This window comes from Rhizobium sp. ZPR4 (assembly GCF_040215725.1).
GTDB lineage: Bacteria > Pseudomonadota > Alphaproteobacteria > Rhizobiales > Rhizobiaceae > Rhizobium > Rhizobium rhizogenes_D.
Genome location: NZ_CP157968.1, coordinates 181,567 through 204,722, shown reverse-complemented (window position 1 = coordinate 204,722; position 23,156 = coordinate 181,567). Strand labels below are relative to the sequence as shown.

Below are 23,156 nucleotides of genomic sequence, written 5' to 3'. Positions count from 1 at the left end.
TATGAAATATCACGCTACTAATCTGAAATTTCACATAGGGCAATAATTTTGATATATGGAGCCGAAAGTCAATGCCGGCTGCTTGTGAATCGGATGGCGGAGACAGAGGTGAATTCGAGCGGGAAAAGATCGACAGCGCGATGATGAAGAAGGAAAAGCAGCCTCGAAGCCTGTCGGAGGAGGCCTATGATCGCCTGGAAAGCATGATCGTTTCCACCGAGCTTTTGCCGGGCGCGCGCTACACGATCCAGCAGCTACAGCAGCAATCCGGTCTTGGCCGCACGCCGGTGCACGACGCGGTCAAGCGTCTCTCGGCCAACCAACTCATTCATGTCAGTCCGCGCTCGGGCCTGCATATCGCGCCCGTCAATCTGTCGCAGGAGCGAACGTTGCTTCCCTTGCGTACGGAAATGGAAGCGATCGCCTGCGGTCTGGCGAGCGAGCGTGCGACCCCGCAGGATCACAAGATCCTCCGAACCTTCATCACCGATCTCGAAGCTTCCAAAGCGGATCTCAGCCTCGAGCGGTTCAACGTCACCGATAGGCTATTGAACAGGGCGATCCTCACGGCGTCCGGTGAGCCGCTTTTGGCAAACACCCTCATCCCGCTGCAGACGCTCTATCGCCGCACCGGCTGGATATACCATACCTATCTCGGCCCCGGCGCTCCGATGGAGACGACGGTCGAAAGCCATATATCGCTGTTGCGCTTCATTGTTTCGGGAGACCGCGCCCGTACGGAGAAATTCGTTCGCGAGATGATGGAGGATCTCGGGAATATGCTGTTGAAGGTGCGCCAGTCGATCGATCCGGCAACGCTCGACGTCAGCCTTGCCGATATGGCCGTGAGAACTGGTGTGGCAGGCCCGATCGATTGATCGAGCGAGTATTCCGATAAAATTCGACATGGGTACGGGCCAAAGCGCCGCCTTGCGGCGGCGCTTTGGCGTCACGAATGCTGCAGGTTTCGCTCGACGGCCTGGTTCGCCAGCCGGTGCCCGCTAGCATCGAACAGGCAGATACGCTCCGTCCGTGGCTGCAGCCAGATCGTCTCTTCCGGCTCTATATCGAGCCGGTCGTGGAAGACGGTGACGATCGTCTGTTCACCCACGGTCGCGGTGACATGGGTTTCCGAGCCGAGGGGCTCGACCACCACCACGCGCGCCGGAATGCCGACATTTGCCGGTGACAAGGCGAAGTATTCCGGCCTGATACCGTAAACACCCTCCACGCCGACGAGTTTTGGCGCGGCGTCGGGCAGAGGCAATAGGATGCCGTCATTCGTCTTGAAGACCGACCGGCCGCCGTTACTGTCAAAGCGTCCATTCAGCAGGTTCATCGCCGGAGAGCCGATGAAGGCGGCGACGAAGGTGCTCTGCGGATTATCGTAGAGTTCGAGCGGCCGGCCGATCTGCTCGATATGGCCGCCATTCATGACGACGATGCGGTCCGCCATCGTCATCGCCTCGACCTGGTCGTGGGTGACGTAGATGGTGGTCGTTGCAAGGCGCCGGTGCAGGCTTTTGATCTCGGCGCGCATGGCGACGCGGAGTTTCGCATCGAGGTTCGACAGCGGCTCGTCGAAGAGGAAGACCTGTGGATTGCGGACGATCGAGCGGCCCATGGCGACGCGCTGGCGCTGGCCGCCGGAGAGCTGGCGGGGATAACGTCCGAGGAGATCGGTGAGGCCGAGAATCTGCGCGGCATGCGCCACGCGCTTCTGCTTCTCGTCCTTCGAGGCGCCGGCAAGTGTCAGCGAAAAGGCCATGTTTTCGGCAACCGTCATATGCGGATAGAGCGCATAATTCTGAAAGACCATGGAGATGTCGCGTTCCTTGGGCGGCAGATTATTGACGACGCGTCCGCCGATGCCGATCGTGCCGCCGGTGATATCTTCAAGGCCCGCGATCATTCTGAGCAGGGTCGACTTGCCGCAGCCCGACGGCCCTACGAGGACGACGAATTCGCCGTCGGCGATGTCGACCGAGACGCCGTGGAGAACTTCCACGGCACCGTAGGCTTTGCGAGCCTTGTCTATGGTGACTGTCGCCATTATACGCCTCCGATCCGGATCTCGTTTGATGACAAGGCCCCTTCGTGAACGAGAAGGCCGACGCCGCCGTCACGGAAGGCATCTGCGGATGTATCCTCCGTCGTTATCGAAACGCCATCGGCCTCGAAGGTTATGCGTGCGCCGTCAGCCTTGACCTTCATTGAAATGTGCTTGTCGAATTCGGTTCTGAAGGCCGTTTCGGCAAGCACTTTGGTGTCCTCGTCGCGCACCCTGACAATCTGCATCTTGCCGTCGCGTGTCACGCGGGCGCCGTAATAGCGGCGCAGGCCCTGTGCACGGATGGCAAGTCCACCATAATTGCCGAGATGGATCATCACCTGACCCGACGCCTGATAATCAGTCCATTGCCGCGTGCCGTGGATGATGATGCCTTCGCCGCTGTTTTGCGAGATACGGAAGGCGGCCGGGAAGCGCTTGGAGAAGAAGCTAGCGCCATTCACCCAGGCCATGCGCCAGAAATCGCCATCGCCGGCCGGACGCTTGAGCGTAAGCTTTGGCGCTCCGTCCCAGCGGAGATAATCGACGAGCAGCCGACCATCGGCGCGCCGACCGGTGCCGTTCACCGCGATGCCGATTTCGGCGATCGGCTGGCCGTCGGCCTCGGGAAGCGTCCATTCGAGAATGGCTTCCGAGCCGGGCTCGATAACAACTGCAGCAGAGTCGATGTCACTCAACTGGTCGCGTTCATTGTAGACACGGATACGCAGGCGAGCTTCGATCGCGCCACGGTTCTGCTGTTCGGCCTTGATGCGGGCTTTTACGATCTGTCCCGGATAGACGAGTGGTGTCGCCATAAGGTCGTAGGTGCGCATGTCGAGCATTTCGCGCGGCGAGAAGGTGGGCGTCGTCACGACGGCGGTTTGGGCTGGCCCAAGCGCTTCGTAATCGATCGTCAGCGCCCGGCCGCTCTCGAATTCCGTATTGCCGACGCGCACGCCATTTGCCGCATCGAGACCTGTCTGAGGACGGAACCCCTGCTGACTTCCCGGCAGAGAGAAATGAAATTGCGCACCGTTCTTCGGCGTGCCAAGCGACTGATGGCCGGCAAGCTGAAGGCCGAGATTGGTCAGGAAATAAGCCTGCCGCACGGCATCGTTGATGGAGTTGCCGCCATCAGCCGACGAGATCAGCATGCGATCGGCGATAGGGCCTCGGAAGTCCGGGCCTTCGCCAAGCCCATCGAGACCGTTCATGATGCCGAGCAGGCAGCCGACATTGCCGGCGTTGCAATCCGTATCCCAGCCCGACGTATTGACGATCATCTGCGCCTTTTGGAAGTCGTGCGGCGCATAGAGCACGGTCATGATCATCAAGGCATGGTTGGGTATGACATGGCAATTGCCGGGATATTTGTCATAGCCGTAATTGTCCTGGATCTTCTGGCGCGTGTCGCGCCAATCGGGATGAGCCCTGTGCCAGGCCCGGATGTCGGCGATCAGCTTTGCGATCAGGCTGTCGCCGGGGATCAGTTTCAGGCCGGTGTCGATCAGATGGTCGATGTCGGAGGCGACAAACGCTTCCGCTTCCATCGCCGCCCACAGCATGGCGGCGTAAACGGATTCGCCGTCATGACTAACCTTGCCGGCTTGTTCGGCGAGCTTGGCCGCGAGTTCCGGCTGGCCAGGTGCCACCATCGCCCATCCGTCGATGAAGATCTGGGCGCCGATCTGCTCGGCAACGCCCTGGCCATTGGTGGCGATCGAGCCGGAATGCGGTGCCGGGACGCCCTTCTTGAGATTGAGCCAGGCAGTGTGTTCGGTCGAGTTGCCGTTGCCGCCCCACCACAGGATCGAGCGTTCCTCGACGATGTAGTTGAGCCAGGCCTTGCCGATTTCCTCAGCCGAAAGGTTTGGCTTGATACCGTAATCTTCAAGGGCGCGGATAAAGGTGAAGGTGCCGGCGACATCGTCATCGGTAACGACGAGTGGTTGGTTCAGACGCTCATGCACGTAATATTCGATCGGGCCTAGCTCTTCCATGATCTTCTGGTAGGTCCACCCTTCAAAAGGGCGGCCGAGATAGACGCCGATGAGCTTGCCCAGGACGCCGGCATAGACACGTTCGAGATAATCGTTCGGAAGCTGCATTGCTCACTCCATTTAATCGATGAATTCGTTCAGCCTTTGACGGAGCCGCCGGCCATGCCCTCGATGAAGCGCTTCTGCATGAAGACGAAAAGCGCGACGACGGGCACGACGATGATGAGGGCCGCGGCCATGATCTCGCCCCAGTCGGAGCTGTACTGGCCGGACAGCAGGAAGAAGGCGATGACGGCTGTCATGTTCTCCTGCTTCTGCAGGAAGGTCGTGGCGATCAGGAACTCGTTCCACGAATTCAGCCCGATGATGAGCGCCACGGTCAGAATGCCCGGCGAGACGATCGGCAGCATCACCCGCCAGAAGACCTGCCAGTGCGTGGCGCCGTCGACGATCGCCGCCTCCTCGAGCTCTTTCGGGACCGCGAGGAAATAGGTCCTGAGCAGCATTACGGCGAAGGGGCTGTAAAGCGCGGTGTAGATCAGCGCCACGCCGAAGATGTTGTTGATCAACCCGAGCTTCGCGAAGCCGAAATAGAGCGGGAAGATATAAAGCTGGATCGGTGCGGTCGTCGTTGCCAAAAGATAGAAGGTGAAGATCTTCCAGCTCTTGATCTTGCGGCGCGCGATCACATACGCCGTCAGCGACGATGTCGTGCAGACGAGCGCAATCGTCGTGCCGGAGACGATCAACGAGTTGATGAAGGTCTTCGAGAATTTGGCGTGGTTCCAGGCATTGGCGAAATTCTGCCAGCGGATCGGCTGCGGCAGTCCGAGCGGGTTCTGCACGATCTGCGCCGCCGGCTTCAGCGAGTTCAGCACCAGAAGCGCGATCGGGAACAGGGCGATGAAGGCAAAGGTTGCCAGAAGGATATAGCAGACCCAAAGGGTCAGCCGGCTTTCCACGAGCCTCATTGTTCGCCCTCCCTGGTCTGGATGCGCACGTAAAAGAAGGTGCCGATGAGCCCGAAGAGGCTGATGACAAGGGCTGCGGCTGCGGCCTGGCCGACGTTCAGGTCGTAGAACGCCTTGCGATAAGCGAGCGTCGAGAGCAATTCACTGGAGAACGCCGGGCCGCCCTGGGTGAGGATGTAGACGAAATCGAAGGCAAGGAACGACCAGATCACCGTCATGATCATCATCAGCGTGATGGTCGGCCGGATGCCGGGCAGCAGCACATAGCGCATCATCTGGAAATAGGTCGCACCCTCGATGCGGGCCGCCTCGATCTGCTCCTGCGGCACCTGGCGGAGTGCGGCGAAGAAGATGACGCAGAGAAAGCCCCACCAATGCCAGAGGTCGACGGTCGCGACGCCGAAAAGCGCGATCGGCGGCTGCGTCAGCGGATTGGGGATCGGCAGCCCGTATTTCTTGAGAAGCCCGAAGACGCCGGTCACGGGGCTATAGATCATCCCCTGCCAGATGCGGGCCGTGATTGCGGTCGCGATGACGACGGGCAGGAAGTAGACGACCTGAAAGAAATTGCTGCCACGGCGCACGATGAGCAGCATCGACGCGGCGAGCAATCCCATGAGGATCGGCACCGTCAGGAAGACGACGGTCCAGATAATATTGTTGCCGAGCGCTAGCCAGAAGACACGGTCGTCGGCAAGCGCGCGAAAATTGTCGAGGCCCGCAAAGGTGGGCGGGGAAATGCCATCCCAATTGCAGAAGGCGAGCGCCACCGTCAGCAAGGCGGGCACGAGGACGATGGCAATGTTGATGACCATCGTCGGGACGAGATAAAGTCGGTGCATATTGTCCTCCGGGGAGGGCAGCGCCTGGCGCGCCGCCCTGCGGCCAGATCAGGTGCGCGCTGGAACCGCTGGCGCCTTGCCGGCGTCACGTTCCTGCTTGAAGGTCTCATCGAGCTTCTTCAGGAAGTCGGCCGACTTCGTTTTCTTAAGCCAGACTTCTTCCATACCGCTGACCAGATAGGTGTCGGTGGCAGGTGGCAGGAAGGTCCAGGTCGTGTAGCCGTATTTGCCGGCGGCGACAGCGCCGGCTAGCTCTTTCATCGCATCCTCGTAAAGAGGTAGCACCTTGTCGGAAAGCTTGACCTTGGAAAGATCGGCCAGCGGCAGGTTCCATTCGCCCTGCCAGACCGAGTTCATCTTGCTGTAGTAGTCATCCGTGAACATGTAATCGAGAACCGCAGCGGCGCCGTCCGCATTGCCCGACTTGGCATTGATCGACAGTGTCGAGCCGATGCCAAGCGCGAAGATCGGATCACCTTTCTCGCTCGGGAAGCCGACAAAGCCGGGTTCCGCATTGTTTTGTGGGAAATAGGTCTGGACGTTGGTGAAGTTCCATGTGCCGGTCGGCGCCATTCCAGCCTGGCCGCTGGCGATCTGCGCAAAGGCCTGCTCGAGCGTTAGCGAGAAATAATTATCGCCGAAATAGCCCTTGTCCCACCACTCGGCGAGCTTGTCGATCGAGTGAACGAAGGCGGGATCGGTCCAGGGGATTGCGCCCGTCAGCGCCTTGTAGACATTCTCTGGTCCCGCAATCGAGTTGAAGGCGATCGAGACATAATGCTCGTTGGCAGGGCGCCAGTCAGCATTGCCGGCGCCAAACGGGGTCAGGCCCTTGGCCTTCATCTCGTCGGCGAGCGCCTCGAAATCTGATATCGTCGTTGGCACTTTCCATTTGTTCTGGTCGAACAAGGTCTTGTTGTAGAAAAGGCCAAGCGTTTCGTATGTCTTTGCCAGCGCGTAGAGTTTGCCGTTGTAACGGCCGAGATCAAGGAAAAGCGGCAGCAGGCGCTCATTCCAGCCATATTTCTTGGCGTAGTCGTCGAGCGGCATAAGCTGACCGGCCTGGGCCATTGCCGCGACATAGCTCGGGCCGGCCGTGAAGACGACATCGGGGCCGGTGCCGGCAAGCATCGCGACGCGCAGCTGCTTGTCGAGATCCGAGCCGCGGAAGTCGATGCTCAGGAGGTCTTCGGGATGCGCCGCATTGAACGGATCGATCAGGATGTTCTTGAGGTTATCCTGGTTCTCCGGTGAAGCGGATTCGTACCAGAAAGATATAGGCTTCTGATCCGCCGCGAATGCGAAGCGGGACATGAGCGGCAGGGCGGCCAGGCCGAAGCCGGCTTTCAAAACTGTACGTCTGTGCATCGGTTTTCTCCTCCCGATTTGATTTTATTCGTTGCTCGTCGAACCCCTGACGATGAGATCGAAGGGCATTTCAACGGCGGTTCCAGTACCGGTCTTCTCTCCGCGCAGGCGATCCATCAGCGTCTGCGCGGCACGTTCTCCCATCTTCCATTGAAACTGCGCGACCGTCGTCAGCGTCGGGGTGACGAGCTTGGCGGCCGAAATGTCGTCGAAACCGACGACGGCGATATCTTCGGGAATGCGGATGCCGCGTTCGCGCAGCGACTGCATCACGCCGATCGCCATCAGATCATTTGCGGCGAAGATGGCGGTCGGTCTGAAATCACCGCCAAGAATGCTCTCGGCCGCGCGTATGCCGCCCATCTCGGAAAATTCGTCATCGATGACACTGTACGTCTGTGCATCGGTTTTCTCCTCCCGATTTGATTTTATTCGTTGCTCGTCGAACCCCTGACGATGAGATCGAAGGGCATTTCAACGGCGGTTCCAGTACCGGTCTTCTCTCCGCGCAGGCGATCCATCAGCGTCTGCGCGGCACGTTCTCCCATCTTCCATTGAAACTGCGCGACCGTCGTCAGCGTCGGGGTGACGAGCTTGGCGGCCGAAATGTCGTCGAAACCGACGACGGCGATATCTTCGGGAATGCGGATGCCGCGTTCGCGCAGCGACTGCATCACGCCGATCGCCATCAGATCATTTGCGGCGAAGATGGCGGTCGGTCTGAAATCACCGCCAAGAATGCTCTCGGCCGCGCGTATGCCGCCCATCTCGGAAAATTCGTCATCGATGACGACGTGATCGGGATGGCCGCGTCTCGAGAGCGCCGCACGATAGCCCTCGATACGATGGGCCTGCGGACCGCCGCGGCCCGCAACAAGCGCGATACGCGTATGGCCGAGGCCCAGCAGGTATTCGGTCACTGTCTGCGCTGCTGCTTGGCTGTCGACATAGATATCGTCGACCGGGATTTCACCGCCACGTTTCTTCGATGATTCAATTCTCACTATAGGAACGCCGGCCTCGACCAATGGACTGAAATCCCTGGCCTTCAGCGTGAAGAAGACACCAATCACGCCGTCGACGCGTCCCTGCCGTGCCCAATCGAGAAAATGACGTTCGCGTTCCGGAGTGCCGTCCGTATTGACCGTGATGACATCATAGTTCAGGCCATCGGCAATGGACTGTATGCCGCGCACCAGCGACGGATAGAACGGGTTGGTGATATCGGGCACGATGCAGGCGATGGTCATCGAGCGGCTCGTCTTCAGCGCCTGCGCAAAGCGGTTGGGTACGTAGCCGAGGTCCTTTGCCGCCTTTGTGATGCGAGCCCATGTTTCCGCCGGGATGGATGCCCCACCGCCGCTCAGAACCATGGAAACGGTAGCCTGCGAGACCCCAGCAGCCCTCGCGACATCCTTTTGCGTTGCTCGTCCGTTCGTCATTATCCGTCTGCTTATACGTATTAGTTATACGTATCAATAAAAGCCTGCTGATTGAGAGTCAAGCGGCCTCATTGGGCTCTGCTCATCCTTTGGCGGAAAGCCCTCATGTGCCGGAGAATAGCCGTTTGTCGACATAGACATTTGCTTGGGGCGCTCAGGCGGGCTTGGCCACGCTTCTGCGGGGCTCGACCCAAGCGAAATTTTGAGCAGTCCGTTACATACTCAATTAACGGTTGAAATCTAAGGTACGGAAATATGGAGAGACCATCACGCCGACACGATCTGGATTTTGTCAGGGTGGCAGCATTTATGCTGCTGATCGTCTATCACGTTAGCCTGATGTACAATTCAAGAACCTTTCTGCTGAAGGCGCCGGACAGCTCTTCCGCCTTCGATGTGATTCATTTGCTGACGCATCCGTGGCGAATGACGCTGCTGTTTTTCATCTCTGGCGCCGTGACTGGTATGCTGCTTGTGAAGCGTCCTCCCGGCGCATTGAGGAGTGCGCGGACAAGACAATTATTGCTGCCTTTTCTGGTGGGCATGCTTTTTTTGATTCCGCCGCAGATATATGTATTTTTGAACGCGAAGATGGGAGTGCATATTAGTCTCTTGCAGGTCTTCTGGGCCTATGTGACCTTGACTCCGGTTCCCTTGCCAGGCGGTGAGCAGACGCTGCTCGCTGGCATGCAACACCTTTGGTATCTCCTGTATCTATGGAGTTATACCGTGATCGTCACGCTTGCCGTGGCGGTATGGCCGTCGTTGTTGCCCTATATGGGAGATCGGCTAGCTCCTTGGTTTACAGGCAAATGGGTACTGATAATGCCCGCCGTGCTATTCATCTTGCTGCGGTTCGTCTTGAGACCGATTTTCCCCCCATCGCTGGAGTTTTTGACTGATTGGTACAATCATGCCGTTTACATGGCTGCATTCCTGATGGGGGCTGTGATGGCAACGCGTGACGATTGCTGGGATGCTATTGTCAACATGCGGAGGCCGGCATTGATTCTGACGGTCGCTTGTGCGCTGGCCTTGGTGTGCCTGTTTCCCAGCCTGCCCTCCAGCGATCCAGACGTGTGGCGGCTGTCTGTCGGGAGAATGCTTGGTGGTACGTTCCAATGGTGTGCGATCGTCGCCATTCTCGGTTATGCGAGGATTTGGTGCAGATCGGAAAACGCCGTGGTCCGATATCTCAACAGGGCGGTTCTCACCTACTACGTTCTCCACCAAACCGTTATGCTGCTGATCGCCTACGAATTGGACCGTTTGGGGCTCTTGTCCGCTGCGTCGTTTGTCCCGATTGCCATCGCCACTTTAGCGATCTGCGCTGTCGTCTATGAACTGAAGCTTCGTCTGGAAAGTGCCGCGAACGCAATATTTCGTCCGCATGCTGCCTGATATCATGGGCAGGCTTGGCAAATTGGATTTTTATCGATTGTCAATTGTCGGGAGCCGGCCGAGCAACCGGCTCCTGCTGCGATGATCTACGGTTAGCGATTGATGGCATTGCGCCTAAAACATAGCGCTCCAAACAGGCAGCGGTAGTCAGATACTGGTACCAACAAACAACGATCTGAAACAGATCGCAATCTCCACACTTCAGACTATCAGTGTACCGCTCCCGATCCGCCGGCCGCAACGATAGCAAAGGGCTTCCCCTCGACGGGAATGCTGCGGACTTCCTTCAGCGATTGGTTATCGACCATACGAACGAGGCTGTGGCGCGGATCGGTAATGGCGATAAGATTGCCGGCAACGGCCAATCGCGGCCGCGGATCGCGCCAGTGGCCATCCTTGCTGTAGGGTTCGGTGACGGTCTCGGATTTCACGATCATGCCTTTCACGACATCGAGGATATGCAGATTGCCGTCCTCGGTGAGAATGTAGGCGATCTGCGGCTTTGCCGGATCGAGTATGAAGTCGACCCGTCGTGTCGGCAGTTCGATCAGCTTATAGGGTTGGTCAGCATTGTCCGGATCGATCAATACAAGGTTCTGCTCGCCATAATTGCCGAGGAAGAATTGCATGGACGTGCCGCCGAGTAATGCCGAAACCTTGCCCTTCGGCAGGGAGGAGCCATAGGCGAGCATCTCGATCTTCGGGCCGTCGATGCCGCCGGGGCGGGCGATCAGGACGCCTTCCTCGCAGCCGAAGGCGACTAGGCGCGCCGATGTTGCCTCGCCGTGTAAGCCGGTGCAATGCTCGATCTTGCCGACCTGTGTGCCCTTTCGGTCCAGCACGCGCAAGCCGAGGCGTGGCGGCAACTCGCCTTCCTTGACGCGAGCCTCCATGTTCGGCACCGACACAAGAAGATGGTTGCCCATCGGAACGGCAACGCCATGGTGGGCGGCGATCGTTTGGAATGAACGAATATCGGGTTTGCCTTCGGCAAGTCCGCCCTCGGACAGGAGATCGAACTTGTCGTCGCGGTCGTAAAAGATCGCCACATCGTTGCCGTGCGTCACCACATGCCCCGGCTTGTCGCCCTTGATCGGTGTCCGGAGCAGTTTCGGATCGGAAAGTTCGATATCGCGATGTTCGCCGTGGTCGGAGAGGGCGATGCCTGTCGCAATCGCATGGACCACATTCTTTTCACCTTGCACGGCAAAGATAGTGCGGCCGGACTGGCTGAGCGAGAGGGCAGCGTAACCGTCAATGTCGAACCGGGCGATTTCCTTGCCATTCGTGGCGTCGATCGCACGGACGATCGGCAGGCTGTGATCGGCGACGAATAGCCGCCAGCTTTCCGCCTCGTTTTCGTCGTCTGCAAACGACGAAAAGGGAAACAGCAAGGCGCAAGCCAGCGATGAGGCTGCAAGCAGGATACCAGAGCTTGTGTTTGGCATGAAAAATCCTTTATGTAATAACATTACGTCGACAACGTAATAAAGTAACCTTGCGTTTGTCTAGCCCCTCCATGCTCGCGTCGGGCGAGATTGTCGGAGCCTATCAACATCGAAATTGGCTTGAGGCTATCGAAGCAGTTGACGCAATTTTAACTGAAGATACTATATGTAGTGTTCGAGGTTCTTCTGATTCGCAAGAATTGGAGGCTAAGATGGGAATCCGGTCGGTGAACATGATGATCGCCAAGCCGGAGCTGCCCCCGCAACTGTGAGCGGTGAGCATTCGTTTGATGACGTCACTGAGGCTATGAGCCTTGGGAAGGCAGGACGAATGTTATGACCCGCGAGCCAGGAGACCTGCCTTGAGCATTGACGTCCACGGGCGGGGTGTCCGGCTGGCGAGCGATGGTCCATGCGGCATGATAGCCGCCGTCGCTTCCTCGAAAACCCCGCATCAATAACTTCGGGGTGAAGTGCATGTTCCTGAGTATCCATAGTCGCCCGCGCGAATGACGGCCGCTTAATGCGTCCGGCAGCCGCCTAGGTTTGCCCCTTTTTCACTCCGCCGAGCGGGAGTCGTCTGACGCCCGAACGACTTTCTATGCCCATTCATACGAGGATATCTCATGAGCATCACCGTCTACAGCAAGCCCGCCTGCGTCCAGTGCACCGCCACGACCCGCGCCCTCGATCGCCAGGGCATCGATTACACCATCGTCGACGTATCGGCCGATGCCGCAGCCTATGAGCTGGTGCAGGGCCTCGGCTATCGTCAGGTTCCGGTTGTCGTTGCCGGCGAACTGCATTGGGCCGGCTTCCGTCCCGACATGATCAGCGCTCTCGCTTAAGGATCCTGGCGGTGGGCGAGATTGTCTATTTCTCCAGCCGATCGGAAAACACTCATCGCTTCGTTGCCAAGCTTGCATTGCCGGCCACGCGTATCCCGCTTGCCGCGGGGAACGAGCTTCGCGCGACTTCACCCTATGTCCTGATCGTCCCAACCTATTGCGGTGAAGGTGGCAAGGGGGCCGTGCCCAAGCAGGTAATCCGCTTCCTCAACGATACGGGCAACCGTTTAAATATCCGCGGGGTCATCGCCGCGGGCAACAGCAACTTCGGCGCGACCTATGGGATCGCCGGCGACATCATCTCTGTCAAATGCCAGGTGCCGTATCTCTATCGGTTCGAGCTTCTGGGCACGGATGAGGATGTCGCCAATGTCAGACACGGATTGGAACGATTTTGGACACGCTAAGCTCTTCTTTGTCGCGGGATGCGGGCGAAAAACCGCAGAGCACGTTTTCTCATCCCGCGAGCGACCGATCCGCGAAAGTCACGGAAACGGCGCTGGACTATCACGCCCTCAACGCCATGCTGAACCTCTATGACGAGCACGGAAAGATCCAGCTCGACAAGGATCGAATGGCGGCCAAGCAATATTTCCTCCAGCACGTCAACCAGAACACGGTCTTCTTCCATAACCTTAGAGAAAAGCTCGATTATCTGGTAACGGAGGGCTATTACGAGCAGGAGGTGCTCGACCAATATTCCTTCAATTTCGTGCGCGATCTCTTCGATCACGTCTATGCGAAGAAGTTCCGCTTCCCGACCTTCCTCGGCGCCTTCAAGTATTACACTAGCTATACGCTGAAGACCTTCGACGGAAAGCGCTATCTTGAGCGCTACGAAGACCGTATCTGCATGGTGGCGATGACGCTGGCCGGCGGAAACGAGCAGCTCGCCCGCAATCTCGTCGACGAGATCATCTCCGGCCGTTTCCAGCCGGCAACGCCGACTTTCCTCAATGCCGGCAAGAAGCAGCGCGGTGAGCTGGTCTCCTGCTTCCTGCTGCGCGTCGAAGACAATATGGAGTCTATCGGCCGGGCCATCAATTCCGCGCTGCAACTGTCCAAGCGCGGCGGTGGCGTGGCACTGTCTCTCACGAATATTCGCGAGGCCGGTGCGCCGATCAAGCATATCGAGAACCAGTCGTCAGGCATCATTCCTGTCATGAAGCTGCTGGAAGATTCCTTCTCCTACGCCAACCAGCTTGGCGCGCGGCAGGGAGCGGGCGCCGTCTACCTGAACGCCCACCACCCTGACATCATGCGTTTCCTCGATACCAAGCGCGAAAATGCCGACGAGAAGATCCGCATCAAGACCCTGTCGCTCGGTGTCGTCATTCCCGATATCACCTTCGAGCTCGCGAAGAACAACGAGGATATGTATCTCTTCTCGCCGTATGACGTGGAGCGCGTCTATGGCGTGGCGTTTACCGAAATCTCGGTGACGGAAAAATATCGCGAGATGGTCGCTGATAGCCGCATCCGCAAGAAGAAGATCAAGGCGCGCGAATTCTTCCAGGTGATCGCCGAGATCCAGTTCGAGAGCGGCTATCCCTACATTATGTTCGAAGACACGGTGAACCGCGCCAATCCGGTAGCCGGCCGCATCACCATGAGCAATCTGTGCTCTGAAATCCTGCAGGTCAGCGAAGCCAGCGAATATGGCGACGATCTCTCCTACAAGCATATGGGTAAGGACATCTCCTGCAATCTCGGCTCTCTCAATATCGCCGCGGCAATGGACAGCCCCGATTTCGGCAAGACCATCGAAATGTCGATCCGGGCGCTGACTGCGGTTTCCGATATGAGCCACATCTCCTCCGTGCCCTCGATCGAGAAGGGCAACGATGACAGCCATGCGATCGGCCTCGGGCAGATGAACCTGCACGGTTATCTCGCCCGCGAGCGCATCTTCTACGGTTCGGAAGAAGGCGTCGACTTCACCAATATCTATTTCTACACGGTCACCTACCATGCCATCCGCGCCTCGAACCTGCTGGCGGTCGAGCGCGGGCAGAGCTTCAAGGGCTTCGAGAATTCGAAATATGCGTCCGGCGAGTATTTCGACAAATATACCGGCCAGGAATGGAAGCCGGCGACCGAGCGTGTCGCGGAAATCTTTGAAAAGGCTGGTATCGCCATCCCGATGCAGGAGGATTGGCTAGAGCTGAAGAAAGCCGTCATGGAAGGCGGTCTCTATAATCAGAACCTGCAGGCCGTGCCGCCGACCGGTTCGATCTCCTATATCAACCACTCGACCTCTTCGATCCATCCGATCGTCTCCAAGATCGAGATCCGCAAGGAAGGCAAGATCGGCCGTGTCTACTATCCGGCCGCCTTCATGACCAACGACAATCTCGACTACTACCAGGATGCCTATGAGATCGGGCCGGAGAAGATCATCGACACCTATGCGGCAGCAACCCAGCATGTCGACCAGGGCCTGTCGCTGACGCTGTTCTTCCGCGACACAGCGACCACGCGCGATATCAACAAGGCGCAGATCTATGCCTGGAAGAAGGGCATCAAGACCATCTACTACATCCGGCTTCGCCAGATGGCGCTCGAAGGCACGCAGGTTCAGGGCTGCGTTTCCTGCACGCTCTGAACCTTTGAGGGACGATAAAATGAACATGCAATTCAAGCCGGCGAGCCGCGTTCGCGCCATCAACTGGAACCGCATCGAGGACGACAAGGATCTCGAGGTCTGGAATCGCCTGACCGGGAATTTCTGGTTGCCGGAAAAGGTGCCGCTGTCGAACGACAGCCAGTCCTGGGCAACCCTGAAGCCGGAGGAGCAGCAGCTCACCATCCGCGTCTTCACCGGACTGACGCTGCTCGACACGATCCAGAACGGCGTCGGCGCCGTCAAGCTGATGGCCGATGCCGTAACCCCGCATGAAGAAGCGGTGCTGTCGAACATCTCCTTCATGGAAGCCGTGCATGCGCGCTCCTATTCGTCGATCTTCTCGACGCTCTGCCTGACGCCCGATGTCGACGACGCCTATCGCTGGTCCGAAGAGAACGAGTTCCTGCAGAAGAAGTCGACGCTGATCATGGAACAGTATTCGTCCGGCGATCCCCTGCGGAAGAAGGTCGCCAGTGTCTTCCTTGAAAGCTTCCTGTTCTATTCGGGCTTTTATCTGCCGATGTTCTGGTCGAGCCGCGCCAAGCTCACCAATACGGCCGACATGATCCGCCTCATCATCCGCGATGAGGCCGTGCATGGCTATTATATCGGCTACAAGTTCCAGCGCGGTCTGGAGCAGCTTTCGCAAGAGCGGCGGCAGGAGATCAAGGATTTTGCCTTCGATCTGTTGCTGGAGCTTTACGACAACGAAGCCAAATATACCGAAGCGCTCTATGACGGCGTCGGGCTGACGGAAGACGTCAAGAAGTTCCTGCACTACAACGCCAACAAGGCGCTGATGAACCTCGGTTACGAGGCGCTTTTCCCTGCCGAAGCCTGCAAGGTCAATCCGGCGATCCTGTCAGCACTTTCGCCGAATGCCGATGAAAATCACGACTTCTTCTCGGGCTCCGGCTCGTCCTACGTCATCGGCAAGGCGGTCGCGACCGAAGACGAAGACTGGAATTTCTGAGATTGCATCTCCTGCAGCCTGGATAATTTACCTATGATTTCCGATCGTAGCCAATCGGCTGCGATCGCTGTTTTAATTACCGTTTGCGTGACTGGTGCCGCGTTTTGCAGATCTGTCAAAATCCCATGATACGCCCCGGCGAAGACGTCCGGCTTCGGGCGATTCGCGCGCATTCCCGCGAGGTGAGGACCTATCATGGACTATGCCGACTATATCGCCGATCCCGCGCGTGACTGCGCGATCGTGGTTCATCGCGGGATCTGGCGCGCTGCGCCGGAAAACAGCTTGCTTGCGATCGAGCGGTCAATCGCTGCCGGCTATGACGTGGTCGAGATCGACGTGCGGTGCAGCAGCGATGGAGAGTTTTTCCTTCTGCATGACGATACGCTTGAGCGGACGGCTGGTCTCGCGCAAGAGGCAGAAGGGTTGACGCTGCAGCAATTGTCGAGCCTGAACCTGCGCGACTGCGATGGCGGCGAGACGAACCGAATGACGGGAGAAAAGCTGCCGAGCCTAAAGGATGTCTTCGACCTCACGCGCGGCCGCATTTTCCTGCATCTCGATGTCAAGCGCAGAGACATGATCCCTGACGTGATTGCCTGCGCCCGGGCGATGGGCGTCGATCGGCAGGTTGATTTTTGGGGCGATCTGAAAACCTCGGACGATCTCGCCTGGATCCGGGGCAACGTGTCGCCGGAGATGGTTCTGTTCATGGCGAAAACACGCCTCGGTTCCGCTGACGCCGAAAACCAGCTCGATCTTCTGTGCCAGCTCAACCCGCTGCTCTGTGAAATCTACTTCGACAGTCTTGATCAGCTTTCGGCCCGCAAGGCACTTTTTGTGGATGCGGGTGCGCGCCTTTGGGTCAATACGCTCGATTCCGTTTCCTGCGCCGGCTTCACGGATACTGCCGCTCTGCAGGATCCTGCGGCGATTTGGGGCAGGCTTATTGATGCCGGCGTCTCCGCGATCCAGACGGACGAGGCTGAGGCGCTGAAGACCTATCTCAAGACGCGTTAACCGGCCCTTCGATGAGATTAGTCAGCGGTGTTCGCCTTCGTTTGAAAACGCAAACGGCCGGCCCCAACAGATAGAGCCGGCCATTGAACCATCGGATCTTAACGATCCGGATCTGGATTATTTGTTGAGTGCATCCTTCAGCGCCTTGGCGGGCGTGAAGGCGAGCTTCTTCGATGCAGCAACCTTGATGGTTGCGCCCGTTCCCGGATTGCGTGCTTCGCGCGCCGGCGTATCCTTGACTTTGAACTTGCCAAAGCCCGGGATCGAGGTTTCGGTGCCGGATGTTGCGGCCCCGGTAATAGCTGCAAAGACGGCTTCGACAATCGCCTTGCTCTGGACTTTGGTAAGCTTGTGGTCTGCAGCAATCTTGTCTGCGATTTCATTGGTGGTGGTCATGAGGCTTCCCCCGCATTGATGACATCGGAATCATTTCCATTGCCGATGTCCATTGTCACCTGGAGTCCGGCCTGGAAAAGCCGAGAATGCCTGTATTTCCACAGGTTCCGACGCATCAGGCCCGTTTGCGAGGCCTTGCATGGGTGATTCCGGAGGGTAAGCGACCATGAGCGGCGGCATCGAGACGCCAGTTGCATCTCTGATCGGGCTGTCCCGAATCTATCAAAACAACCGATATCGAGCCTAGATCGTGCCTTCGGATGAGGGATGGCGCCTGTGTCTGCGCAATCAGGTCTGGCCTTTCGAGGGGTGGCCGTATAGTGCCTGATCATGATGAAGGATGGAGTAGGCCATGGAAGATGAGATCAAGATAGACAATCGCGGCGATTTCGGGCTCTGGGCCATCGAGGTTGCAAAGCAGATCATCAGCGAGCAGGGCTTCGAGCTGGCCAAGGCGGCGCGCGATGGCACGGACGATGATGTTCGCGTGGCCGGCAATGCGCTTGGGCAGGCGATCACCAATGCGCTGATGGAAGTTTATGACGGGTTGCTCGAAAAGCTCGACGAACGCTGAAGGAACCTCCGTCGACTGGTCGAGAAGACTGGAATCTCGCCGTTTTCTCGATCGTCCAAGCAACGATTTCCTTTGCCCGGCTCATGTCTCGACGTGCTCAGGATTGAGATTTTGACCGGCTGCCAACTTACAATCGCAACCTGGCGTCCCCATATGAGGGCGGAAACGATTTTCTGCCCAATGACAGGAGAGCCAATGTTCCGCGCAGTACCGCGTTTTGCCAAGATCGCAGCCATCGTCGTCCTTGCCGCCGCTTCATCTTTAGCGACCTTTGACGCTGTCGATGCGCGTCGGGCTGGATCCAGCGGGTTCGGAAGCCGTGGGACGCGCACCTTCGATGCCCCGGCTGTAACGCGGACGGCACCCACGCAGGCAGCCCCGATCGATCGGTCGATGACGCAGCGACCGCAGCAGCAGACAACGACCCAGCCGCCGCTCGGCGCACCGCAGCGTCCAGGCCTTTTTGGCGGCTTCGGTGGATCGATGATTGGTGGTCTGATCGCCGGCGGCCTTCTCGGCATGATGCTCGGCCATGGTTTCGGCGGCGGCGTCGGCTTCCTCGGCATGCTGCTGCAGATCGGCCTGATCGTGCTGCTCATCAGCTTCGCCATGCGCTTCTTTGCAAACCGCCAGCGCACGCAATATGCGGCACCCGGATCTGGGCCGTCCTACAACATGAACGCCATGAACAATGCTGGCGCCTCGCCGCGTCCTTCCTTTTCGATCCCGTCCATCGGTGGTGGAACGGCGGGCGGGCCGAAAGCACGCCAAGCCAATGACGAGATCGGGCTGCAACAGGCCGATCTCGATCGCTTCGAGCATCTTCTTACCGAAATCCAAACGGCCTACGGTGCCGAGGACTATGCAACGATCCGCAGACTGACCACGCCGGAAGCGATGTCCTATCTTGCCGAGGAGCTGGGCGAGAACGCCACCCACGGTGTGCGCAACAGCGTTTCAGACGTCCGCCTGCTGCAGGGCGATATCGCCGAAGCCTGGCGCGAGGGCGACAGTGAATATGCAACGCTTGCCATGCGTTATTCCAGCATCGACGCGATGGTCGATCGTGCGACCGGGAAGCTTGTCGACGGCGACGATCGCAATCCTTCGGAAACGACCGAGCTCTGGACCTTCGTGCGCAAGCCGGGTGCTGATTGGACGCTTTCCGCGATTCAGGGAACGGAAACCCACTAGGCGCCGCGGCTTTATCATAGAAGCGCCCTCGCGACGGGTCGGGGGCGGTTGACCATATTCACAAACTGATAACCCTCCGCTCTTCATCGCCGGAAGAGGCCAAGCGGATGTGGAAACGATACCGCATGTGCCATTGACTCGATGGATTCATTCTCTAATGTGCATGTGTGGAAACGTTACCACATTGGGAGGAAATGGATGAAATCCGCGCGGCTCAACCGCCTGTTTGGCGTATCTGGAAATTGCTTCGACGTCGCCATCGATCATGGCATGTTCAATGAACGGACCTTTCTGGCCGGCATCGAGGATATGCGGACGGCGGTCAAGGTGATTGCCGACGCCGCGCCCGATGCCATCCAGCTTCCTCCGGGAACTGCGCCCATTTTGCAGGCGATTCCCGGTAAAAATCGTCCGGCTCTGGTGTTGCGGACCGATATCGCCAATATCTATGGCAATCCACTGCCCTCGGCGCTGTTTTCCGAGATGATCGACCGGGGTGTGGAGCAGGCGGTGGTGCTCGATGCTGCCTGCGTCGTCGTCAATCTTCTGATGCTGCCGAACCAGCCTGAAGTCTACCGCGCCTGCGTGCGCAACGTGAACAGCCTGAAGCGCGAATGCGAGATTTACGGCATGCCGCTTATGGTCGAGCCGCTGGTCATGCAGGATAATTCCAAGGGTGCCTATATGGTCGACGGCACGATCGACAAGATCCTGCCGCTGGTGCGCCAGGCAGCCGAACTCGGCGCCGACATCATCAAGGCCGACCCCTGCGACAACGTGCAGGAGTATCATCGTGTCATCGAGATCGCTCAGGGCCTGCCCGTGCTGGTGCGTGGCGGCGGCCGCGTCTCGGATCAGGAAATACTCTCGCGCACGAAACAGTTGATGGAGCAGGGCACCCGCGGCATCGTTTATGGCCGCAATGTCATCCAGCACAACAATCCAGCCGGCATGACGCGCGCGCTGATGGCGATCGTCCATGAAGAGGCGTCCGTCGAAGACGCCTCGCGGCATCTCGCCTGACGCATCCTGGGAGGAGGAACGATGAAAAGAGTATTCCGCTTCGGCGTCATCGGCTGCGGCTTGATGGGGCGCGAATTCGCAAGCGCTGCGGCGCGTTGGCTGCATCTGGCCGATACAAGAGCCCGACCGGAAATCGTCGCCGTCTGCGACACCAATCCAGCACTTCTCGACTGGTTCAAGGACAATGTGCCATCAGTCCGGCAATCCACCGGCGATTATAAGGAGCTGCTGGCCAATCCGGATGTCGACGCCGTTTATTGCGCCGTGCCGCATGTGCTGCATCAGCAATTCTATATCGACATTCTAAAAGCTGGAAAGCATCTGCTTGGCGAAAAGCCGTTCGGCATGGATGCGGCACAGAACCGCGAGATCATGGCGGTTCTTGCCGAAAACCCGAAGCTTCTGGTTCGCTGCTCGTCGGAAATGCCGTTCTTCCCAGGAGCGCAGAAGGTCATCGCGCTCGCTGAAAGCGGCGAGATGGGCGATATTCTCGAAGTCGAAGCCGGCTTCCTGCACTCCTCCGATATCGACAGGCAGAAGCCGATCAACTGGAAGCGCATGGCCGATATCAACGGTGACTATGGCTGCATGGGCGATCTCGGCATGCATGTCCTGCACGTACCCTTGCGGCTCGGCTGGCGTCCGCAAACCCTGCATGCGCAACTGGTCAAGAAGATCACCGAGCGGCCGGACGGAAAGGGCGGCATGGTGCCGTGCACGACCTGGGACAACGCAACGATCAGCACCCGCGTCAGCGCGGGCGGCCAGGATTTTCCGATGGTGCTGAAGACTTGGCGTATCGCTCCGGGCGAAGCCAATAGCTGGTATATTCGCGTCCTCGGCATGAAGAAGAGCGCTTTCTTTACCACCAAGTCGCCGCGGCAATGGCAATGGATGGATTATACCGGTGGTACGCAGGCCTGGAGCACCGAAGACCTCGGATACGGCTCCCTCTTCCCGGCGATCACCGGCAAGATCTTTGAATTCGGCTTTGCCGATGCCATCCAGCAAATGTGGGCGGCCTTCGTCGATGAATTGGCAGGTGGAAACGCCAATGGTTTTTCCTGCGCCACGCCGGAAGAAGCGCAGGCTCATCACGCGGTACTGACGGCGGCGCTGAAATCCGGCCGTGAGAATATCGTGGTGCCGGTCGACTACGAAGGAGCAACCGCCCGATGAAGCGCTCCGAGATCAACGAAGCGCTGCGGCGCGCAAGCAAAACCCTCGAACATTGGCGTTGGTCGCTGCCGGAATGGGGTTATTGGACTGCGGAGGATTTCGCCGCCAATCCGGAAGCAGCGCGATATCTGCGCAGCCATCAGCTGGGGTGGGACGTCACGGACTTCGGCTCCGGCCGGTTTGCCGAATGTGGTCTCGTGCTGTTTTGCCTGCGCAACGGCATCGTCGGTGTTGAGGGCGAGCGCACCTATGCCGAGAAGCTGCTTTTCGTCGAGGAAGGGCAGGTAACGCCAACCCATCGCCATCAGGCAAAGATGGAGGACATCATCAACAGGGCCGGCGGCGATCTCGTGATCGAATTCGCTGCGACCGACGCCGAGGGCAATGTGCTGCAGGATGACGTGACCGTCCCGGTGGATGGCTTGCCGAGAAAACTTGCCGCATGGGAACCGCTGGTTCTTTCCCCCGGCCAAAGCGTGACGATCCACACCGGGCTCTATCATCGCTTCTACGGCCGAAAGGGCGGCGGGCCGGTCTTCGTCGGTGAGGTCAGTCAGGTCAATGACGACAATAGCGATAACTACTTTCTAGAGCCGATCGGGCGCTTCGCCGCGATCGAGGAGGATGAGCTGCCTCTCAGGCCACTCTGGAATGAGGCAGGTGGCTGATGCGGACCGGGGAGGAGGTTCGCGACAGCGAAAGGAAAGACAAGGGAGGCATCGTCTGCGCGGGAAACTTCATCGTCGACCGCGTGCATACGCTGTCCTACTGGCCCGAACAGGGTAATCTTGCCTATATCCAGCATCAGGATGTGGGCGTTGGCGGCGGGGCCGCCAATGTCGTCACCGATCTCGCCTCGCTCGGCTTTCCCGGAAAGCTCGCGGCGGCAGGCTGCATCGGCACGGATATCGATGGCGGGATTGTCAAGACGCGGCTTCAAGGCGCCGGCATCGATGTCAGCGGTCTGCGGGAGCTTCCCGACCATGCGACGGCGCATACCCATGTCATGAACGTGCCGGGGCAGAACCGTACGTTCTTCTATCATGGTGGTGCCAATGATGCGGTGACGGATGTGCTCATCTCGCCCGCGACCTTTGCCAACGCCGGCTATCGCTTCTTCTATCTTGGCTATCTGATGTTGCTGCCCGGTCTCGATGCCATCGATGCGGATGGTCGATCGGGGGCGTCGCGCTTGCTTCAGGCCGCGCACAATGCCGGCCTGACCACCTGCGTCGATTTCGTCTCCAGCGAGGACCCGGAGTTTGCGGCAAAGGTCGGCGCAGCCCTGCCATATTGTGATTTCCTCGTCATCAACGAAATCGAGGCAGGTAGGGCAACCGGCATGACCGTACGAGATGCGAAGGGGGAGTTGATCGAAGCGGCATTATTGGCAGCGGGTGAGCGTTTGCTGATCGCGGGTGTCGCCAAGGGGGCAATCATTCACGCTCCGGAAATCTGCTTCTGGTTTGCGCCGGGCGCAAAGCCAATTATCTCCCGCTCCCGACCGGTCGATCCGGCCGATATCGTCAGCACCGTCGGCGCGGGCGACGCTTTTTGCGCCGCCGTACTCTACGGCCTGCATGAGGATTGGCCCGTCGAGCGCATCTGCGCCGCTGCCCATGCCGCTGCCGCCCGTTGCCTTGGAGGGGCGACCGCGACCGATGGCATCCCTGACATGGCGGCACTTCTGGCGGATGTGAAGGAGATGCAGTCCGCCTGTGCTTAACGCGGGTAGCAGAGCCGCAATGCACATCATTGGGTGCTATAGTGCCGATGGGAGTGGCACAGTGAGCATCAA

Annotated in this window: 22 protein-coding genes and 1 riboswitch; of the genes, 13 read left to right on the top strand and 9 right to left on the bottom strand. The window is 58.6% G+C overall.

The features are described 5' to 3' along the window. The first annotated feature begins 71 nt into the window (after positions 1–71). Positions 72–878: a GntR family transcriptional regulator gene (locus tag ABOK31_RS20475; RefSeq protein ID WP_174181087.1), complete on the top strand. Its 807-nt coding sequence runs from the start codon at positions 72–74 to the stop codon at positions 876–878. Positions 879–949: 71 nt separating this feature from the next. Here ABOK31_RS20475 and ugpC read toward each other — a convergent pair whose 3' ends face one another. From ugpC to ABOK31_RS20440, 7 genes are read right to left on the bottom strand one after another with little or no spacing between them, the layout of a single operon-like run. Further along, on the bottom strand, positions 950–2,053 hold the full coding sequence (ugpC, locus tag ABOK31_RS20470) for a sn-glycerol-3-phosphate ABC transporter ATP-binding protein UgpC (RefSeq protein WP_349960350.1): 1,104 nt from the start codon (positions 2,051–2,053) through the stop codon (positions 950–952). After that, positions 2,053–4,161 (bottom strand): ADP-ribosylglycohydrolase family protein, encoded by a 2,109-nt coding sequence (locus ABOK31_RS20465; protein WP_349960349.1) that lies wholly within the window; start codon positions 4,159–4,161, stop codon positions 2,053–2,055. The genes ugpC and ABOK31_RS20465 overlap by 1 nt, the downstream gene beginning before the upstream one ends. A gap of 29 nt (positions 4,162–4,190) precedes the next feature. Further along, positions 4,191–5,024, bottom strand: a complete 834-nt coding sequence (locus tag ABOK31_RS20460) for a carbohydrate ABC transporter permease (RefSeq protein WP_174181081.1) — start codon at positions 5,022–5,024, stop codon at positions 4,191–4,193. After that, positions 5,021–5,866, bottom strand: a complete 846-nt coding sequence (locus ABOK31_RS20455) for a sugar ABC transporter permease (RefSeq protein ID WP_349960347.1) — start codon at positions 5,864–5,866, stop codon at positions 5,021–5,023. Before ABOK31_RS20455 ends, ABOK31_RS20460 begins: the two co-directional genes overlap by 4 nt. Positions 5,867–5,914: 48 nt before the next feature. Further along, positions 5,915–7,234, bottom strand: coding sequence for an extracellular solute-binding protein (locus ABOK31_RS20450; protein ID WP_349960345.1), 1,320 nt, complete (start codon positions 7,232–7,234; stop codon positions 5,915–5,917). Between the two features lie 24 nt (positions 7,235–7,258). Then, the gene (locus ABOK31_RS20445; protein ID WP_349961238.1) at positions 7,259–7,666 is read right to left on the bottom strand and encodes a substrate-binding domain-containing protein; all 408 of its coding nucleotides are present in this window, start codon (positions 7,664–7,666) and stop codon (positions 7,259–7,261) included. After that, a complete protein-coding gene (locus ABOK31_RS20440; RefSeq protein ID WP_349960343.1) occupies positions 7,663–8,676 on the bottom strand; it encodes a LacI family DNA-binding transcriptional regulator in 1,014 nt (337 codons plus the stop codon). The genes ABOK31_RS20445 and ABOK31_RS20440 overlap by 4 nt, the downstream gene beginning before the upstream one ends. Before the next feature lie 309 nt (positions 8,677–8,985). Here ABOK31_RS20440 and ABOK31_RS20435 point away from each other — a divergent pair, with 309 nt between their 5' ends. Beyond that, entirely contained in the window at positions 8,986–10,077 is a 1,092-nt protein-coding gene (locus tag ABOK31_RS20435; protein ID WP_349960341.1) for an acyltransferase family protein, read from the top strand. A gap of 209 nt (positions 10,078–10,286) precedes the next feature. Here the strand turns inward: ABOK31_RS20435 and ABOK31_RS20430 are convergent, their stop codons facing one another. Then, the gene (locus ABOK31_RS20430) at positions 10,287–11,525 is read right to left on the bottom strand and encodes a hypothetical protein (RefSeq protein ID WP_349960340.1); all 1,239 of its coding nucleotides are present in this window, start codon (positions 11,523–11,525) and stop codon (positions 10,287–10,289) included. Between the two features lie 161 nt (positions 11,526–11,686). Next, positions 11,687–11,905, top strand: a riboswitch (cobalamin riboswitch). 246 nt (positions 11,906–12,151) lie between these two features. On the opposite strand from ABOK31_RS20430, the gene nrdH reads away from it, so the two are divergent. From nrdH to ABOK31_RS20405, 5 genes are all read left to right on the top strand, one after another. After that, on the top strand, positions 12,152–12,373 hold the full coding sequence (gene nrdH / locus ABOK31_RS20425) for a glutaredoxin-like protein NrdH (RefSeq protein WP_174181069.1): 222 nt from the start codon (positions 12,152–12,154) through the stop codon (positions 12,371–12,373). Positions 12,374–12,384: 11 nt separating this feature from the next. Beyond that, positions 12,385–12,780: a class Ib ribonucleoside-diphosphate reductase assembly flavoprotein NrdI gene (gene nrdI, locus ABOK31_RS20420; RefSeq protein WP_349960338.1), complete on the top strand. Its 396-nt coding sequence runs from the start codon at positions 12,385–12,387 to the stop codon at positions 12,778–12,780. Positions 12,781–12,896: 116 nt separating this feature from the next. Continuing rightward, a complete protein-coding gene (nrdE, locus tag ABOK31_RS20415) occupies positions 12,897–14,978 on the top strand; it encodes a class 1b ribonucleoside-diphosphate reductase subunit alpha (RefSeq protein WP_349961354.1) in 2,082 nt (693 codons plus the stop codon). 19 nt (positions 14,979–14,997) lie between these two features. Continuing rightward, the gene (gene nrdF / locus ABOK31_RS20410; RefSeq protein ID WP_349960336.1) at positions 14,998–15,972 is read left to right on the top strand and encodes a class 1b ribonucleoside-diphosphate reductase subunit beta; all 975 of its coding nucleotides are present in this window, start codon (positions 14,998–15,000) and stop codon (positions 15,970–15,972) included. Positions 15,973–16,167: 195 nt separating this feature from the next. Then, on the top strand, positions 16,168–16,992 hold the full coding sequence (locus ABOK31_RS20405; protein ID WP_349960334.1) for a glycerophosphodiester phosphodiesterase family protein: 825 nt from the start codon (positions 16,168–16,170) through the stop codon (positions 16,990–16,992). Positions 16,993–17,109: 117 nt separating this feature from the next. Here ABOK31_RS20405 and ABOK31_RS20400 read toward each other — a convergent pair whose 3' ends face one another. Beyond that, a complete protein-coding gene (locus ABOK31_RS20400) occupies positions 17,110–17,388 on the bottom strand; it encodes an HU family DNA-binding protein (RefSeq protein WP_174181059.1) in 279 nt (92 codons plus the stop codon). A gap of 352 nt (positions 17,389–17,740) precedes the next feature. Here ABOK31_RS20400 and ABOK31_RS20395 point away from each other — a divergent pair, with 352 nt between their 5' ends. The 6 genes from ABOK31_RS20395 to ABOK31_RS20370 all read left to right on the top strand — a co-directional run bounded on the left by ABOK31_RS20395 (position 17,741) and on the right by ABOK31_RS20370 (position 23,084). Then, entirely contained in the window at positions 17,741–17,962 is a 222-nt protein-coding gene (locus ABOK31_RS20395; protein WP_174181057.1) for a hypothetical protein, read from the top strand. 195 nt (positions 17,963–18,157) lie between these two features. Next, positions 18,158–19,156 carry a Tim44 domain-containing protein gene (locus ABOK31_RS20390; RefSeq protein WP_349960330.1) on the top strand — a complete coding sequence of 333 codons (999 nt, stop codon included), beginning with the start codon at positions 18,158–18,160 and terminating at the stop codon, positions 19,154–19,156. Between the two features lie 198 nt (positions 19,157–19,354). Then, positions 19,355–20,179 (top strand): aldolase, encoded by an 825-nt coding sequence (locus tag ABOK31_RS20385; RefSeq protein ID WP_174181053.1) that lies wholly within the window; start codon positions 19,355–19,357, stop codon positions 20,177–20,179. Positions 20,180–20,200: 21 nt separating this feature from the next. Further along, a complete protein-coding gene (locus tag ABOK31_RS20380) occupies positions 20,201–21,358 on the top strand; it encodes a Gfo/Idh/MocA family oxidoreductase (protein WP_174181051.1) in 1,158 nt (385 codons plus the stop codon). Continuing rightward, a complete protein-coding gene (locus ABOK31_RS20375; protein WP_174181049.1) occupies positions 21,355–22,026 on the top strand; it encodes a D-lyxose/D-mannose family sugar isomerase in 672 nt (223 codons plus the stop codon). Before ABOK31_RS20380 ends, ABOK31_RS20375 begins: the two co-directional genes overlap by 4 nt. Next, positions 22,026–23,084 carry a carbohydrate kinase family protein gene (locus tag ABOK31_RS20370; protein WP_349960326.1) on the top strand — a complete coding sequence of 353 codons (1,059 nt, stop codon included), beginning with the start codon at positions 22,026–22,028 and terminating at the stop codon, positions 23,082–23,084. Before ABOK31_RS20375 ends, ABOK31_RS20370 begins: the two co-directional genes overlap by 1 nt. Positions 23,085–23,156: the final 72 nt, after the last annotated feature.

Excerpts from the sequence above, each read along its gene's own strand:
- nrdE (WP_349961354.1), top strand. The coding sequence starts at position 12,897 with ATGCTGAACCTCTATGACGAGCACGGAAAGATCCAGCTCGACAAGGAT.
- nrdF (WP_349960336.1), top strand. The coding sequence starts at position 14,998 with ATGAACATGCAATTCAAGCCGGCGAGCCGCGTTCGCGCCATCAACTGG.
- ABOK31_RS20435 (WP_349960341.1), top strand. The coding sequence starts at position 8,986 with ATGCTGCTGATCGTCTATCACGTTAGCCTGATGTACAATTCAAGAACC.
- ABOK31_RS20400 (WP_174181059.1), bottom strand. The coding sequence starts at position 17,388 with ATGACCACCACCAATGAAATCGCAGACAAGATTGCTGCAGACCACAAG.
- ABOK31_RS20460 (WP_174181081.1), bottom strand. The coding sequence starts at position 5,024 with ATGAGGCTCGTGGAAAGCCGGCTGACCCTTTGGGTCTGCTATATCCTT.
- ABOK31_RS20380 (WP_174181051.1), top strand. The coding sequence starts at position 20,201 with ATGAAAAGAGTATTCCGCTTCGGCGTCATCGGCTGCGGCTTGATGGGG.
- ABOK31_RS20375 (WP_174181049.1), top strand. The coding sequence starts at position 21,355 with ATGAAGCGCTCCGAGATCAACGAAGCGCTGCGGCGCGCAAGCAAAACC.
- ABOK31_RS20440 (WP_349960343.1), bottom strand. The coding sequence starts at position 8,676 with ATGACGAACGGACGAGCAACGCAAAAGGATGTCGCGAGGGCTGCTGGG.
- ABOK31_RS20475 (WP_174181087.1), top strand. The coding sequence starts at position 72 with ATGCCGGCTGCTTGTGAATCGGATGGCGGAGACAGAGGTGAATTCGAG.
- ABOK31_RS20405 (WP_349960334.1), top strand. The coding sequence starts at position 16,168 with ATGGACTATGCCGACTATATCGCCGATCCCGCGCGTGACTGCGCGATC.
- ABOK31_RS20455 (WP_349960347.1), bottom strand. The coding sequence starts at position 5,866 with ATGCACCGACTTTATCTCGTCCCGACGATGGTCATCAACATTGCCATC.
- nrdH (WP_174181069.1), top strand. The coding sequence starts at position 12,152 with ATGAGCATCACCGTCTACAGCAAGCCCGCCTGCGTCCAGTGCACCGCC.
- ABOK31_RS20465 (WP_349960349.1), bottom strand. The coding sequence starts at position 4,161 with ATGCAGCTTCCGAACGATTATCTCGAACGTGTCTATGCCGGCGTCCTG.
- ABOK31_RS20385 (WP_174181053.1), top strand. The coding sequence starts at position 19,355 with ATGAAATCCGCGCGGCTCAACCGCCTGTTTGGCGTATCTGGAAATTGC.
- ABOK31_RS20450 (WP_349960345.1), bottom strand. The coding sequence starts at position 7,234 with ATGCACAGACGTACAGTTTTGAAAGCCGGCTTCGGCCTGGCCGCCCTG.
- ABOK31_RS20370 (WP_349960326.1), top strand. The coding sequence starts at position 22,026 with ATGCGGACCGGGGAGGAGGTTCGCGACAGCGAAAGGAAAGACAAGGGA.
- ugpC (WP_349960350.1), bottom strand. The coding sequence starts at position 2,053 with ATGGCGACAGTCACCATAGACAAGGCTCGCAAAGCCTACGGTGCCGTG.
- ABOK31_RS20395 (WP_174181057.1), top strand. The coding sequence starts at position 17,741 with ATGGAAGATGAGATCAAGATAGACAATCGCGGCGATTTCGGGCTCTGG.
- ABOK31_RS20430 (WP_349960340.1), bottom strand. The coding sequence starts at position 11,525 with ATGCCAAACACAAGCTCTGGTATCCTGCTTGCAGCCTCATCGCTGGCT.
- ABOK31_RS20390 (WP_349960330.1), top strand. The coding sequence starts at position 18,158 with ATGTTCCGCGCAGTACCGCGTTTTGCCAAGATCGCAGCCATCGTCGTC.